10 protein-coding genes are annotated in these 14806 nt (G+C 63.6%); all 10 read right to left on the bottom strand.

Annotated elements, in window-relative coordinates:
• Positions 1–52: 52 nt before the first annotated feature.
• The 10 genes from pyk to ACFVSI_RS00670 all read right to left on the bottom strand — a co-directional run bounded on the left by pyk (position 53) and on the right by ACFVSI_RS00670 (position 14800).
• Positions 53–1546 (bottom strand): pyruvate kinase, encoded by a 1494-nt coding sequence (pyk, locus tag ACFVSI_RS00715; protein ID WP_387819051.1) that lies wholly within the window; start codon positions 1544–1546, stop codon positions 53–55.
• Between the two features lie 55 nt (positions 1547–1601).
• Positions 1602–3059: a glutamate synthase subunit beta gene (locus tag ACFVSI_RS00710; RefSeq protein WP_387819050.1), complete on the bottom strand. Its 1458-nt coding sequence runs from the start codon at positions 3057–3059 to the stop codon at positions 1602–1604.
• Positions 3052–7665, bottom strand: a complete 4614-nt coding sequence (gene gltB, locus ACFVSI_RS00705) for a glutamate synthase large subunit (RefSeq protein ID WP_387819049.1) — start codon at positions 7663–7665, stop codon at positions 3052–3054. Before gltB ends, ACFVSI_RS00710 begins: the two co-directional genes overlap by 8 nt.
• Before the next feature lie 259 nt (positions 7666–7924).
• On the bottom strand, positions 7925–9079 hold the full coding sequence (lgt, locus tag ACFVSI_RS00700; RefSeq protein WP_387819048.1) for a prolipoprotein diacylglyceryl transferase: 1155 nt from the start codon (positions 9077–9079) through the stop codon (positions 7925–7927).
• Between the two features lie 21 nt (positions 9080–9100).
• On the bottom strand, positions 9101–9913 hold the full coding sequence (gene trpA, locus ACFVSI_RS00695) for a tryptophan synthase subunit alpha (RefSeq protein WP_387819047.1): 813 nt from the start codon (positions 9911–9913) through the stop codon (positions 9101–9103).
• Positions 9913–11289 (bottom strand): tryptophan synthase subunit beta, encoded by a 1377-nt coding sequence (trpB, locus tag ACFVSI_RS00690; protein ID WP_387819046.1) that lies wholly within the window; start codon positions 11287–11289, stop codon positions 9913–9915. The genes trpA and trpB overlap by 1 nt, the downstream gene beginning before the upstream one ends.
• 114 nt (positions 11290–11403) lie before the next feature.
• Positions 11404–12222 (bottom strand): indole-3-glycerol phosphate synthase TrpC, encoded by an 819-nt coding sequence (gene trpC, locus ACFVSI_RS00685; protein ID WP_387819045.1) that lies wholly within the window; start codon positions 12220–12222, stop codon positions 11404–11406.
• A 2-nt stretch (positions 12223–12224) separates the two neighbouring features.
• Positions 12225–12497, bottom strand: coding sequence for an HGxxPAAW family protein (locus tag ACFVSI_RS00680; protein WP_144658596.1), 273 nt, complete (start codon positions 12495–12497; stop codon positions 12225–12227).
• A gap of 123 nt (positions 12498–12620) precedes the next feature.
• Positions 12621–13223 (bottom strand): Trp biosynthesis-associated membrane protein, encoded by a 603-nt coding sequence (locus ACFVSI_RS00675; RefSeq protein ID WP_387819044.1) that lies wholly within the window; start codon positions 13221–13223, stop codon positions 12621–12623.
• Complete coding sequence (locus ACFVSI_RS00670) at positions 13220–14800, bottom strand: anthranilate synthase component I (RefSeq protein ID WP_387819043.1); 1581 nt, start codon at positions 14798–14800, stop codon at positions 13220–13222. The genes ACFVSI_RS00675 and ACFVSI_RS00670 overlap by 4 nt, the downstream gene beginning before the upstream one ends.
• Positions 14801–14806 lie beyond the last annotated feature (6 nt).

The raw sequence follows: 14806 nt of genomic DNA, 5'->3' as shown, positions 1-14806 counted from the left end.
AAACGACAACAGGCCCCGCCAAACGGCGGGGCCTGTTAGGCAAAACCAGAGACTACGCCTTGGTCTTTGACTTCTTTTCGGGCCACGGGCCAACGGGTTCCTTGCGGGAACCGTCGTCAACCTTGGATGTGTCGGCGAGGTCGCCCACCTTGTGAACCTTCAGCGAGTTCGTGGAACCGGCCTGTCCTGGAGGGGAACCGGCGGCGATGACCACGAGGTCGCCTTCGTCCACGAGCTTCATGTCGAGCAAGCTGCGGTCCACCTGGGCTGTCATCTCGTCGGTGTGGCCGACGGAGGGCACGAGTACCGGCTGGATGCCCCAGGTGAGGGCCAGCTGGTTCCACACGTGCTCAACCGGCGTGAACGCGAAGACCGGCTTGACCGGGCGCAGACGCGATAGGCGTCGTGCAGAGTCGCCGGACTGCGTGAAAGTACAAATGTACTTGGCGTCCAGCTGGTCTGCGATTTCGACGGCGGCACGGGTGATGGCGCCACCGCGGGTCTTGGGCTTCGTGCCCAGCGGGGGGACGCGCTCGAGTCCGTGGACCTCGGTGGATTCGATGATCCGCGCCATGGTCTTGACGGTTTCGATCGGGTACTGGCCCACGGAGGTCTCACCCGAGAGCATGACTGCGTCGGCGCCGTCGAGAACTGCGTTGGCGCAGTCGGAGGCTTCGGCGCGTGTCGGCCGCGGGTTGTCGATCATGGATTCGAGCACCTGGGTTGCCACGATGACCGGCTTGGCCCAGCGGCGTGCCAATTCGATGGCGCGCTTCTGGACAATCGGCACCTCTTCGAGCGGCAATTCGACGCCGAGGTCGCCACGGGCAACCATGATGGCGTCGAATGCGTCAATGATTTCGTGGAGCTGGTCCACAGCCTGCGGCTTTTCGATCTTGGCGATGACGGGAACGCGGCGGCCCTCTTCATCCATGATCTCGTGGACACGGGTGATGTCCGCAGCGTCACGAACGAAGGACAAGGCCACGAGGTCGGCGCCACGCTTGAGCGCCCAGCGCAGATCGTCCTCGTCCTTTTCGCTCAACGCCGGGACGTTGACGGCAACGCCGGGCAGGTTGATGCCCTTGTTGTTGGAAACCTTGCCACCGACGGTAACCGTGGCGACAACCTTGACGTCGTCAACCTCAATGGCCCGGAGAGCCACCTTGCCGTCGTCGATCAGCAGCGCGTCGCCAACGTTGACGTCTTCGGTGAGGCTCTTGAGCGTGGTGGAGCAGATGTCCTTGGTGCCCGGGACGTCCTCGGTGGTGATGGTGAAGGTGTCGCCAACGGCCAATTCGTGCGGACCGTCAACAAAGCGGCCAAGGCGGATCTTGGGGCCCTGGAGGTCGGCCATGATGGCCACGGGCTTGCCCAGTTGCGCCGCAGCCTTGCGGACATTCTCGTAGGTGTTGTCGTGCACGGAGTAGTCGCCGTGGCTCATGTTCATGCGAGCAACGTCGACGCCGGCCTCCAGCACCGCGAGGGTGTTGTCGAAGCTGGAGATAGCCGGGCCGAAAGTTGCCACAATTTTCGCGCGTCTCATATACCTACCCTAAGTAGTTCATGCTGATTGAGTAAAAGATCAGTTCCTGCCGGCGCTATAAGACCGCTATTGCCCGGTCGGTGGGGGCGACCGGTGCCGGGAGAATGGTGCTTCCCATCAGGAACTTGTCCACTGCGGCCGCACATGCACGGCCTTCCGCAATGGCCCACACAATCAGAGACTGGCCACGTCCGGCATCGCCGGCGACAAACACTCCCTCAGTGTTTGTCATGTAGTAGCCGTCGCGGGCCACGTTGCCCCGACCGTCGAATTCCGCACTGACCTGTTCCGTGATCCCTGCCGGCTCAGCGCCGGTAAAGCCGAGGCTCAGGAACACCAGGTCAGCCGGAATAATCCGCTCCGTACCTGCCTTGGGCAGGCGCTTGCCATCTACAAACTCTGTTTCAGCAACCTTGACGCCCGTGAGCTTGCCGTTCTCCCCCACGAACTCGACGGTGGACGCAAGGTACGTGCGTTCGCCGCCTTCTTCGTGGGCACTGGCCATCTCGAACAAGGTGGGGAAGGTCGGCCACGGCTGGTGCGCGGCACGTTCCGACGGCGGCTGCTTGCCGATCGCAAGCGTCGTCACCGATGCTGCCTGGTGACGGTGGGCGGTTCCGATGCAGTCAGCACCGGTATCGCCACCACCGAGGATGACAACGTGCTTGCCGCGGGCGTCGATGTGGTTCTCCGGGGTCTCCCCCGCTACTACGCGGTTCGCCGGGACCAGGTAATCCATGGCGAAGTGCACGCCGTCAAGATCGCGGCCAGGGATCGGCAGGTCGCGCGGGACGGTAGCCCCGGTGGCGACAACAACGGCGTCGTAACGACGGCGGAGCTGCTCCCAGGTGACATCGGTTCCCACGGCGACGCCGGTCCGGAAACGGGTGCCTTCGGCCTTCATCTGCTCGAGGCGGCGGTCAACCTGTTCCTTCTCCATTTTGAAGTCGGGAATGCCGTACCGGAGCAGGCCACCGATCTTGTCATCACGCTCGTAGACCGCAACGGTGTGCCCGACGCGGGTCAGCTGCTGCGCGACGGCCAGGCCGGCGGGACCGGAACCAACCACGGCAACCGTCTTGCCGGTGAGGCGCGTCGGCGGAAGGGGCTGGACCCAGTCGTTGTCGAACGCCTGGTCGATGATGGAGACCTCAACCTGCTTGATGGTCACAGCAGGCTGGTTGATGCCCAACACACACGATGCTTCACAGGGGGCCGGGCACAGGCGGCCGGTCCACTCAGGAAAGTTGTTCGTCGCGTGAAGACGTTCGATCGCTTCTTCACCCTTGTCCCGCCATACGAGGTCATTCCACTCAGGAATGAGGTTGCCCAGCGGACAGCCTTGGTGGCAGAACGGAACGCCACAGTCCATGCAGCGGCCGGCCTGACTCTTCAGAACACCCTTTTCCTGTGCTTCGTACACTTCCTTCCAGTCCATGATGCGGACGGGAACGGGACGGCGTGGCTGCGTTTCGCGCTGCCGGACTTTCAGAAATCCGCGTGGATCAGCCACCGGTTACCTCCAGGATTCGAGACCATACTTCTTCGCCATCGGGGTCAAGGCCCTCTTCGATGGCGTCGAGACGGGTTTGCAGGACTGCGGCGTAGTCGCGCGGCAGTACCTTGGTGATGCGGGCGGCGGTGTCGTCGAAGTTTTCGAGCAGACGGCCGGCCAGGACGGATTCGGTTTCCTCGACGTGCTTGGTGAGGAGGCCGTGGACGATGTCGCGGTCCTCAGCGTCGAGCTCCAGGAGCTGGAGTTCGCCGGAATCGAGGGCGAGCTTGTTGACGCGCTCAGGCTGCAGGTCCAGAACATAGGCGGTGCCCCCGGACATGCCGGCGCCGAAGTTGCGGCCCGTACGGCCGATGATCAGCGTCTGGCCGCCGGTCATGTACTCACAACCGTGGTCGCCAATGCCCTCGACGACGGCGGTCGCACCGGAGTTGCGGACCAGGAAGCGTTCGCCAACCTGGCCACGCAGGAACATCTCGCCGCTGGTGGCACCGTAACCGATGACGTTGCCGGCAATGACGTTGCGTTCCGCTTGGAACACATTGGTACGGTCCGGACGGACGATGATGCGCCCACCGGACAAGCCCTTGCCCACGTAGTCGTTGGAGTCACCGAACATGCGAAGCGTGATGCCCGCAGGCAGGAACGCGCCCAAGGACTGGCCGGCGGTGCCGTTCAGGGTCACATCGATCGTGTCCGTTGCCAGTACATCCGTACCGAAGGTCTTGGTCACCACGTGGCCCAACATCGTGCCCACGGAACGGTCCGTGTTGATGACGTCCAGGGTGATCTTGACAGGCATGCGGTCGCTGAGCGCCTCCTGCGCCATGGTGATCAGCCGCTGGTCGAAGTGCTTGTCCAGCTCGTGGTTCTGGCCGGTCATGTTGCGCAGCGGCACGTCGTCGTCGAATTCCAGCCCGTGCAGGATGGGATCGAGGTCCAGGCCTTCGGCCTTCCAGTGGTTGATGGCTTCCCGCGTGTCTAGCACCTCGGCATGGCCGATAGCCTCTTCGATGCTGCGGAAACCGAGCTCGGCGAGGATTTCGCGGACTTCCTCTGCGAGGAACTCGAAGAAGTTGACCACGAATTCGGGCTTGCCGGAGAACCGGGCACGGAGCTCGGGGTTCTGCGTGGCCACGCCAACCGGGCAGGTGTCCAGGTGGCAGACGCGCATCATGATGCAGCCTTCGACCACCAGCGGAGCGGTTGCGAACCCAAACTCTTCGCCACCGAGCAGGGCGGCAATGACCACGTCACGGCCCGTCTTGAGCTGGCCGTCCACCTGGACCACAACGCGGTCACGCAGGCCGTTGAGCATGAGGGTCTGCTGGGTTTCGGCCAGGCCGAGCTCCCAAGGCACACCCGCGTGCTTCAGCGAGTTCAGCGGCGAGGCGCCGGTTCCGCCGTCGTGACCTGACACAAGCACGACGTCGGCCTTCGCCTTCGTCACGCCGGAGGCCACAGTGCCGATCCCGACTTCCGAAACCAGCTTCACGTGCACCCGGGCCGAAGGGTTGGCGCGCTTGGCATCGTAGATGAGCTGCGCGAGGTCTTCGATCGAGTAGATGTCGTGGTGCGGGGGCGGGGAAATCAGACCGACGCCGGGAGTCGAGTGACGGGTCCGGGCCACCCAAGGGTAGACCTTCTGCGCCATCAACTGGCCACCTTCACCGGGCTTGGCGCCCTGTGCCATCTTGATCTGGATGTCGTCAGCATTGGTGAGGTAGAGGCTCGTGACGCCAAAGCGGCCGGAAGCGATCTGCTTGATGGCAGAGCGGCGCTCGGGATCCAGAAGGCGGTCAACGTCCTCGCCGCCTTCGCCGGTGTTGGACTTGGCGCCCAAACGGTTCATGGCGATGGCAAGGGTTTCGTGCGCTTCCTTGGAGATGGAGCCGTAGCTCATGGCTCCGGTGGAGAAACGCTTCACGATGCTGGATACGGGTTCGACCTCTTCCAGCGGAACAGCCGGGCGGACGCCGTCCTTGAACTTGAGGAGCCCACGCAGGGTCATCAGGTTCTCGGACTGGTCATCAACGCCCTTGGTGTAGGCCTTGAAGATGTCGTAACGGCGTTCGCGGGTCGCGTGCTGCAAACGGAACACCGTCTCCGGGTTGAAGAGGTGTGGTTCGCCGTCGCGGCGCCACTGGTACTCACCGCCGCCGAGCAGCGGCTGGTGCGGGTGCTCGATGCCACCCTCGGGGTACGCCATCTGGTGACGGGCAGAGACTTCCGCGGCGATGACGTCGAGGCCGACGCCACCAAGCTGGGAGTGCGTGCCGGAGAAGAATTCATCCACGAGTTCCTGGGACAGGCCCAGAGCCTCGAACGTCTGGGCACCCGTGTAGGAAGCCACCGTGGAGATGCCCATCTTGGACATGATCTTCAGGACACCCTTGCCCAGGCCCTTGATGAGGTTGTAGACGCCGTCTTCAGCAGTCACTCCCGTGACATCGCCGTTGGAGATCAGCTGTTCCACCGATTCCATGGCCAGGTACGGGTTGACCGCCGAAGCGCCGTAGCCGATGAGCACGGCAACATGGTGCGTCTCGCGGACGTCGCCGGCTTCGACCACCAACGCAGTCTTGGTGCGGTTGGCACTGCGAAGAAGGTGGTGGTGAACAGCGCTGACCAGCAGGAGCGAGGGAATCGGTGCCCACTGGGCATTGGAGTCACGGTCGGACAGCACAACGTACTGCACACCACGGTTGATCGCACCGGAAACCTGCTCGCAGATCTCCGTCAGGCGGGCGCGCAGCGCCGCTTCTCCGCCCTCGGGGCGGTAAAGGCCGCGGACCTTCATGGCGATGCGGTCGCCGTCGGGGCTTTCGATGTTCGCGATCTTGGCGAGCTGGTCGTTGTTGATCACAGGGAACGGCAACGAGATCTGCGGCTGGCGGACTTGCTTGCCATCCAACAGGTTGCCGTTGGGGCCAATGGCGCACTTCAGGGAAGTGACCAGCTCTTCACGGATGGCATCCAGCGGCGGGTTGGTGACCTGGGCGAAGGACTGCACGAAGTAGTCGAACAGCAACCGCGGGCGCTTTGAGAGCACGGCGACCGGAGTGTCCGAACCCATGGCACCCAGCGGCTCGGCACCGGTACGGGCCATCGGTCCAAGCAGGATCTTCAACTCTTCCGTGGTGTAGCCGAAGGTCCGCTGGCGGATGTTCACCGAAGCTGCCGTGTGGAGCACGTGCTCACGCTCGGGAAGCTCGTTGATGTCGATCAGGTTGTCCTTGAGCCATTCGGCCCACGGGTTGGCTGCCGCGACCTCGGCCTTTACCTCGGCGTCGTCAATGATGCGGCCGGCTTCGGTGTCCACCAGGAACATCTTGCCGGGGGCAACGCGGCCCTTCTTGACCACGTTGGAGGGCTCAACCTCGATCACGCCTACCTCGGAGGCAAAGATGATCAGGCCGTCTTCAGTGATCCAGTAGCGTCCCGGGCGCAGGCCGTTGCGGTCCAGCGTGGCGCCGACAAGGCTGCCGTCGGTGAAGGACACAGCTGCAGGACCGTCCCAGGGCTCCATAAGGAGGGAGTGGTACTCGTAGAAGGCACGGCGGGCCGGATCCATGGTGGCGTGGTTCTCCCATGCCTCCGGGATCATCATCATGATGGAGTGCGTGATGGGGCGTCCAGAGAGCCACAGGAGCTCGGCAACCTCGTCGAAGGAAGCCGAGTCAGAGGCACCCGGGGTGCAGATGGGGTACAGCTCTTCCGGGGTGTCACCCAGAAGGGGGCTTGCCAGCTGTGACTGGCGTGCACGCATCCAGTTGCGGTTGCCCTTGACCGTGTTGATTTCGCCGTTGTGCGCGATGGTGCGGAACGGCTGGGCCAGCGGCCAGGAGGGGAACGTGTTGGTGGAGAAGCGCGAGTGGACAATGGCGAGCTTGGTCTTGAAGCGCTTGTCCGAAAGGTCCGGGTAGAACGGCTCCAGCTGGGCCGTCGTCAGCATGCCCTTGTACACGATGGTGCGGGAGGACAGCGACGGGAAGTAGACGCCGAACTTGTTCTGGGCGCGCTTGCGGATCCGCCAGGCACGGGAGTCAAGTTCGTTGTGCTCAAGCTGCTCGCCGTTGGCAGCAGCGAAGAACGGCTGCGAGAAGTAGGGCATACACGCACGCGCCATGGCACCAACGAGGTCCGCCACTACGGGAACCTCACGCCAGCCAAGGACCGTCAGGCCCTCATCAGCAGCCAGTGCTTCGATGCCGGCCTTCGCCGTGGCAGCTTCCCGGGCTTCAGCAGGCAGGAATGCGGTACCCACGACGTACTGGCCGGGTGCGGGCAGTTCGAATTCGGTGACGGCCCGGAAAAACTCGTCGGGGACCTGCATGAGCAGGCCCGCGCCGTCGCCGGTTCCTTCGTCGGCGCCTACGGCGCCGCGGTGTTCGAGATTGCGGAGGGCGGTCAGTGCCGCCTCCACGATGTCGTATCCCGGTTCCCCGCGGAGCGTGGCAATAATGGCCAGGCCGCAGGCGTCCTTCTCCTTATCAGGGTTGTAAAGACCCTGGGCCTCCGGGAGCGCGGCGAAGCGCTTGAACGGAGACATGGCACCCTGCGGTTCGATATTTTCGGACCAACCGGGGTTATGAAGATGGGTCATGGGAGACGTCCTTCCTCGAGATCGTGCGTATGGAAGGGACAACGTTGGCCCCACCTTGCCTGCCCTGTGACGGGCACAACAAAGCGCTAGTTATTGGAATTGTAGGCCAGCCGATCCAACGCAACTAACAGTTACGCAGACCTCTGGCCCCGGCTTGACCAGTGAACATCGGTATGCTGCGATCCGGTTTCCGGGGTGCCACGACGCTGTGGACTGGGCCCTACGAGCGGTGACTCTGTTGCCCCTTTACCTACGGCGACTACTTGGTGTCGTCTGCCCTAGGCGAGGATCCGGGTGCTTTCCGTGCGGCGGTGGCAGCAGCTGATGTGTCCGTGGCAGACGTGGTGTCTTGAACGGTCTTCTCTGATGCGTCCCGCGGCCCGTCAACGTTGTCCGGATCACTGTGGTTATCAGGGAGATTATCACGTGAACCACTATCTGAGACAGATGCGTCCACATCATGACTGGTGACGCTCGTCACCGCTGCGGGCTCTCCGGAAGGGTCCTTTTCCGGCTCCCGCCCCGCCAAATAAGGGGTATCCGGCACCGGCCGACCACGTCGGCCCAGTACCAGGAAGATGACCAGAGCCGCTACGAAGACGAAGATGCTGGTCCACACGTTGAGACGGGTGGTGATTCCAAAGAGGGTGATCTGCTCGGCGTCGTCAATACGCAGTGCCTCGATCCAGACACGGCCCAGCGTGTAGTACATGGCGTACAGCCAGAACAGCCGGCCCCGACGGAACCTGAACTTCTTGTCCAGCAGCAACAGGATGGCTACGCCGGCAAGGTTCCAGAGCATTTCGTAGAGGAACGTCGGGTGGAACAGGGTGTCCGCCGCCATGCCCGGTGGAAAGTTTGCGTTGGACGGGTCGATCTCGAGGCCCCACGGCAAGGTTGTGGGTGCGCCGAAGAGTTCCTGATTGAACCAGTTCCCCAGCCGTCCGATGGCCTGGGCCAGGAGCAGGCCGGGAGCGGCCGCGTCCAGGAAGGCGGTCAACTTAACACCGGCCCGGCGGCAGCCGATCCAGGCACCCACCACACCAAGGACCACGGCGCCCCAGATGCCCAGACCGCCGCGCTGGATCTGAGGGATCAGCGAGAGGTCGCCCGTGCCGTCAAAGCCGGGACCAAAGTAGGCATCAGGGGAAGAAAACACGTGATACAGACGCCCGCCAATGATGCCGAACGGGATGGCCCAGATGGCAATGTCCCATAGGCTGCCCTCAGGCGCACCGCGCTGCTTCCATCGCGCCGAGGTCAGCCACAAGCCGACGATGATTCCCGCCAGAATGCAGAGGGCGTAGGCGTGGATGCGCAAAGTCCCCCACGGCAACGGAATGTCGAAACCGGACCACGAGGGGCTCGGAATACTCAGTGGGACCATTGCCGCTGCGTGGAGGACGGTCTGCATGCGCTTCGCTGTTTCCTTTTCCTAGGCTTCTGCAGCGGCACGGCCCAGGCCGGCGCTGAGGTTCTTGGTGAGTTGCCCGACGGCGTCCACGCCGCCGTCGCGGAGGGCCGCCACCAGGGCAGTGCCCACGATGACTCCATCGGCGTAGGCAGCGATCTCACGGACGTGGTCCGGATTGGAGACACCCAGGCCTACACATACCCGATCGGCGCCGGCCGCGTGGGCGCGTGCCACCACTTCCTCTGCGGCGCTGCTGACCGAAGTCCGTGTGCCGGTAACACCCATGATGGACACGGCATAGACGAACCCGCGGCTTGCCTTGACGGTCATGTCGAGCCGCTCGGGGGTGGACGAGGGAGCCACGAGGAACACGCGGTCCAGTCCGTACTTGTCGGAAGCTTCGAACCATTCAGCGGCTTCGTCAGGAACGAGGTCAGGGGTGATGAGCCCCGCTCCCCCGGCTTCTGCCAGGCGACGGGAGAACTCGTCCACGCCCATGCGCATGACGGGGTTCCAGTACGTCATCACCAGCACGGCAGCATCCGTGACTGCCGTGATGCCCGCCACCACGTCAAAGACATCTGCAACGCGGAACCCGTTGGAAATGGCTTCAGTTGTGGCTGCCTGGATGACAGGACCGTCCATGACGGGGTCGGAGTAAGGGATGCCGATTTCAATGAGGTCGGCACCGTTGCGGGCCAAGGCAATGCCTGCTTCGATGCTTTCCTTGACCGTCGGGTACCCGGCAGGCAGGTAGCCCACCAGGGCGGCGCGGCCTTCGGCGCGGGCCTTGTCGATGGCGGCAGCGGACTTGCTGGCGGTTTGGGCGTTCATCAGTTCTGGTCCTCGTTTTCATCCGCAGCAGTCCCGGACACACGGTCGGACGGCCCCTTGGGCTTACGGGTGGAGAGGGTGGTGCCCTTGACGTGCCCCTCTTCATCCAACATGTTGAACCAAGCTGCGGCGGTTTCCACGTCCTTGTCGCCACGACCGGACAGATTCACGATTACCGTGACGTCGGAAGGGTTGTCCTTGCCAACAGTTAGGCGGTGGCCAATCTTGATGGCACCGGCCAGGGCGTGCGAGGACTCGATGGCGGGGATGATGCCTTCCGTCCGGCACAGGAGGCTGAACGCATCCATGGCTTCGGTGTCGGTGACGGCCTCGTAACTGACGCGTCCGATGTCCGCGAGGTAGGAGTGTTCGGGACCCACGCTGGGGTAGTCCAGGCCTGCGGAAATCGAGTGGGACTCAATGGTCTGTCCGTCTTCGTCCTGCATGAGGTACGAACGCGCACCGTGGAGCACCCCGGGGCGCCCCAGGGAGATGGCTGCTGCGTGCCTTCCGGTTTCCACGCCCTCACCACCGGCTTCAAAGCCGTAGATCTTCACCGAAGCGTCGTCCAGGAACGCATGGAACAGGCCAATCGCGTTGGATCCGCCGCCGATGCAGGCGCAAATGGCATCCGGAAGCTTTCCGGTCTGCTCGAGGATCTGGCTCCGGGCTTCTTCGCCAATGACTTCGTGGAAGTAGCGGACCATGGCCGGGAACGGGTGGGCTCCGGCAGCAGTGCCCAGAAGGTAGTGGGTGTTCTCCACGTTGGAGACCCAGTCGCGGAGGGCGTCGTTGATGGCGTCCTTAAGTGTCTGGGAGCCGTTGGTGACAGGAACAACGGTGGCGCCCAGCAACTGCATCCTGGCGACGTTCAAGGCCTGACGGCGACAATCCTCGGCGCCCATGTAAACCACGCACTCGAGCCCCAGCAGGGCCGCTGCCGTGGCGCTGGCTACACCGTGCTGCCCGGCACCGGTTTCTGCGATGACGCGGGTCTTGCCCATCCGCTTGGCCAGCAGTGCCTGTCCCAGGACGTTGTTGATCTTGTGCGAGCCGGTGTGGTTGAGGTCTTCGCGCTTGAGGAAGATCCGTGCGCCCCCGGCGTGCGCGGAGAAGCGCTTGGCCTCCGTCAGCAAAGACGGCCTGCCGGAGTAGTTCTTGTTGAGGTCCTTCAGCTCGGCGATGAAATCAGGGTCAGCCTTGGCTTTTTCGAAGGTGTCCTGCACTTCGTCCAACGCGGCGATGAGTGACTCGGGCATCCAGCGTCCGCCGTAGCTTCCGAAGTAGGGCCCCGATGCGTTGCGCAGCGAAGGGCCACCTTGCAGGAATGCGTCTGCGGCATTCTCTTCTGAGCCGGCTGTTGGCGCGTCGACCATCAGTCTCACCGTCCTGTTCCACTTAGTTCTTTGGGTAGTTCCACGTGCCACAAGGCAGCCACGGGCATGAGCCCGGGCTGCCTTATGACTGCTCGCCGTGATTCAGTAACTGCCTCAGTTCCTGACGGCGATGGCGGCAGCTCCCGCTGCCTTGAATTCGCTAATTCGCTCGCGCGGGGTGGAATCGCTGACCAGCGCTTCACCGACCAGGATGGCGTTGGCGCCACCTTTGGCGTAATGCGCGACGTCATCGGCACCCCTGACCCCCGATTCGGCGACCACGACAGCCCCAGCCGGAATCAAGCCGGCCAGCGAACCGAAAACCGAACGGTCGACGTCGAGCGTTTTCAGGTTACGCACGTTGATGCCGATAATCCTGGCCTTCGCTGCGACAGCCCGCTCAATCTCTTCCTCGGTGTGCGTTTCCACCAGGACATTCATGCCGAGCTCGTGGCTCAAGGTGCTGAACCGGACAAGCTCTTCATCGGTCAAAGCGGCGACAATGAGCAGGATGAGGTCCGCGCCATGGGCGCGGGCTTCCCAGATCTGGTACTCATCAACCGTGAAATCCTTGCGGAGCAACGGCGTTTCGACGGCGGCACGTACGGCATCAAGGTCCGCCAGCGAGCCGCCGAAACGGCGCTGTTCGGTAAGCACGCTGATGACGGAAGCCCCGCCGTCCGCGTACTGCACTGCCAGCGATGCGGGATCGGCGATGGAGGCGAGATCACCCTTGGAAGGGCTCCGACGCTTGATTTCGGCGATGACCTTGAGCTCGCTGTGATCGGAGGAAGACCCGCCCAGGGCTGCCCAGGCATCACGCGCAGGCGCAGCAGCGGCGGCGCGCTCCTTCAGCTCCTCGAGGGACACAAGGGCACGGCGCGCCTCGAGGTCCTCCTTGACGCCAACGATGATGTCATCAAGAACGGTCACGATTAGTGGCCGTTGTTCTGCAGCTTGCTGCCGCCCACTCCGTAGCCCGCCTTGCGCATTACCAGGCCAACGATGAGGCCGATAACCATGACAACCAGGCCGCCAACGAAAATCGGGGTGCTGGCGATGACGAACGCAATGGAGGAAATCAAGGCGCCAACCAGCATGACAATCACGCAGGTCCAGGCAGCCGGGCTGTTTCCGTGACCGATGGCGTCAGCGTGGCTGGCCATCGTGGAATCAGCTTGGTTTGCGGACACTGTGGTTTTGCTCATGTGAAATCTCCTCAGGATGAATACTGCTTACATTCTGCCATTTATTGACGGCGGCCGGGGACATCGTCGTCACGCGCGGGCAACGCTGGCGCAACGTCGCACCGAAACTTTGCACTCGTGCGTCTACGTGGGGTCCTCGCCCCGCGACAAGCTGTCCCAACTGTCGATCTCGTCCACCGGTTCGCCGTCCTGCTTGCCGGCGGAACCGGCGTCGTACTTGGTCCGGGTCTTCCAGTAGCGCCCAGCCAACGGCAACACCACGGCGCACACAGCCAGCAGCGCGCCGGCAGCTATGGCCACCACCGGGAAGGCCGTGGCTGCTACCCCCGCCTGCCCACCGGCGACACCCGTCGCCGCAGCAATGGAACCTTGGGCGGCACCGAGTGGATCTGCCAGAACCGTGGCGGCAGCAAGGATGATCCCGGCGGCTGACAAGGCAATAATCACAGCAATGATCCACCGCGCCACCCTGCCTGCGATGGACGCGGCCAGGCCACCGGCCAGCGCCACCAGCGCCAGGGCGGTGACGGCGGTTGCAGCCTTGTTGCCGGGTACATGAAGGTTGCTGTTGGACACCCCTGCGGGATCCAGCTGCACCTCGATCCAGGTCTGCGTGGTTGTTCCGAAAACAGCCAAGGCAAGCATGACGGCCGCGAGGACCACGGTCGACTTGCGGGCCCAGCGGGGCGAGCGCTGTGCGGGAAGTGCGGATGCGTCGGTGCTCACGGGGCGGGCGTCCCGCCGTCGGGCAGTTCGTCCCGACCGGCATCTACCGCAATGTTCTGCAGGGAGCCCGCGGTGTGCACGGCGCGCAGCGGCGCAGCGGCCTTGTTCACCGTCTCCAAGGCTTCAGAGGGCTTGTGCGAATCCGCCACAATTCCGCCACCAGCCTGAACATAGGCACGGCCTTCGCGGAGCAGGGCTGAACGAATGGCGATGGCCATGTCCATGTCGCCTGCGAAGTCCAGGTAGCCCACCACCCCGCCATAGATACCCCGGCGGTGGGGCTCCAACTCGTCCAGGAGCCGGAGAGCGCGGGGCTTGGGGGCGCCGGACAACGTGCCCGCGGGGAAGGTAGCCTTCAGGACGTCGTAAGCCTTGGCGTGGGGAGCAAGCTCGCCCACCACCGTGGAGACCAGGTGCATGATGTGGCTGAAGCGTTCCACTTCCATGAACTGCGTGACATCGACAGTTCCGGCCACGCACACCTTGGAGAGGTCGTTGCGCGAGAGATCCACCAGCATCAGGTGTTCGGCCCGTTCCTTCTGGTCCGCCAGCAGCTCCGTCGCCAAGGCCTTGTCCGCCTCGACCGTCTTGCCGCGAGGACGCGAGCCGGCGATCGGGTGGGTGATGACTTCGTCACCGGTCACCGTCACCAGAGCTTCGGGCGAAGACCCCACGATCGAGTACTCGCGGCCGTCCGCGTCCTCCAAGCTGAAGAGGTACATATACGGGCTGGGGTTGGTGTTGCGCAGCACGCGGTAAACGTCCAGGGGGTCGGCGGCGCATTCCATCTCGAAGCGTCGCGAGATCACCACCTGGAAGACCTCGCCGTCCACGATCGCTTCCTTGCCGCGGTCGATGGCTTCCAAATACTTGGCTTCGTCCCAGCGTTCCTGCACGCTGGAGGCGAAGTCCAACGCAGCCGTATCCAGCACGGAAACAGGCTGCGGTACGGGCGTGCTGATCTGCTCCAAGAGCCCATTCACGCGGGCCACAGCGTCGTGCCAGGCTTCGTCCACGCGTTCGGTGCTGTCGTCAAAGTTGATGGCGTTGGCAATCAACAGGACCGTACCGTCGACGTTGTCGTGGACGGCCATGTCGGTGACCAGGTTCAGCGCCATTTCCGGCAAGTGCAGGTCATCCTCGGGCGGGGAGGTCAAACGCTCCCAGTGGCGCACGGATTCCCAGCCAAGGAAGCCCACCAGGCCGGAGGTGAAAGGAGGCAGACCCTCGAAGCGGTCAGTCTGCAGCGCGGAAATCGTGTCGCGGACGGCTTCGACCGGGTTGCCGGAAACGGGTACACCCACCGGAGGCTCGCCGATCCAATGTGCCTGACCGTCCTTGGTGGTCAGTGTGGCGCGGGACTTCGAACCGATAAAGGAATACCGTGACCAGGCCCCGCCGACGGCCGCTGATTCCAACAGAAAGGTTCCCGGTTGCCCCTTGGCCAGTTTCCGATAGAGCCCGATAGGGGTTTCGGCGTCGGCCAGGACTTTAAGCCGGACAGGGATGACACGGCTGTGGACGGCGAGTTCCCGGAACTCTTCCAGGCCCGGGCTGATGATTCCAAGGTCCTGCATGGCTAT

Origin of the sequence: Paenarthrobacter sp. NPDC057981 (assembly GCF_042886835.1) — a bacterium.
Lineage (GTDB): Bacteria > Actinomycetota > Actinomycetes > Actinomycetales > Micrococcaceae > Arthrobacter.
Note: the sequence above shows the minus strand (reverse complement) of the source record. Positions and strands in the feature narration are given on the sequence as shown.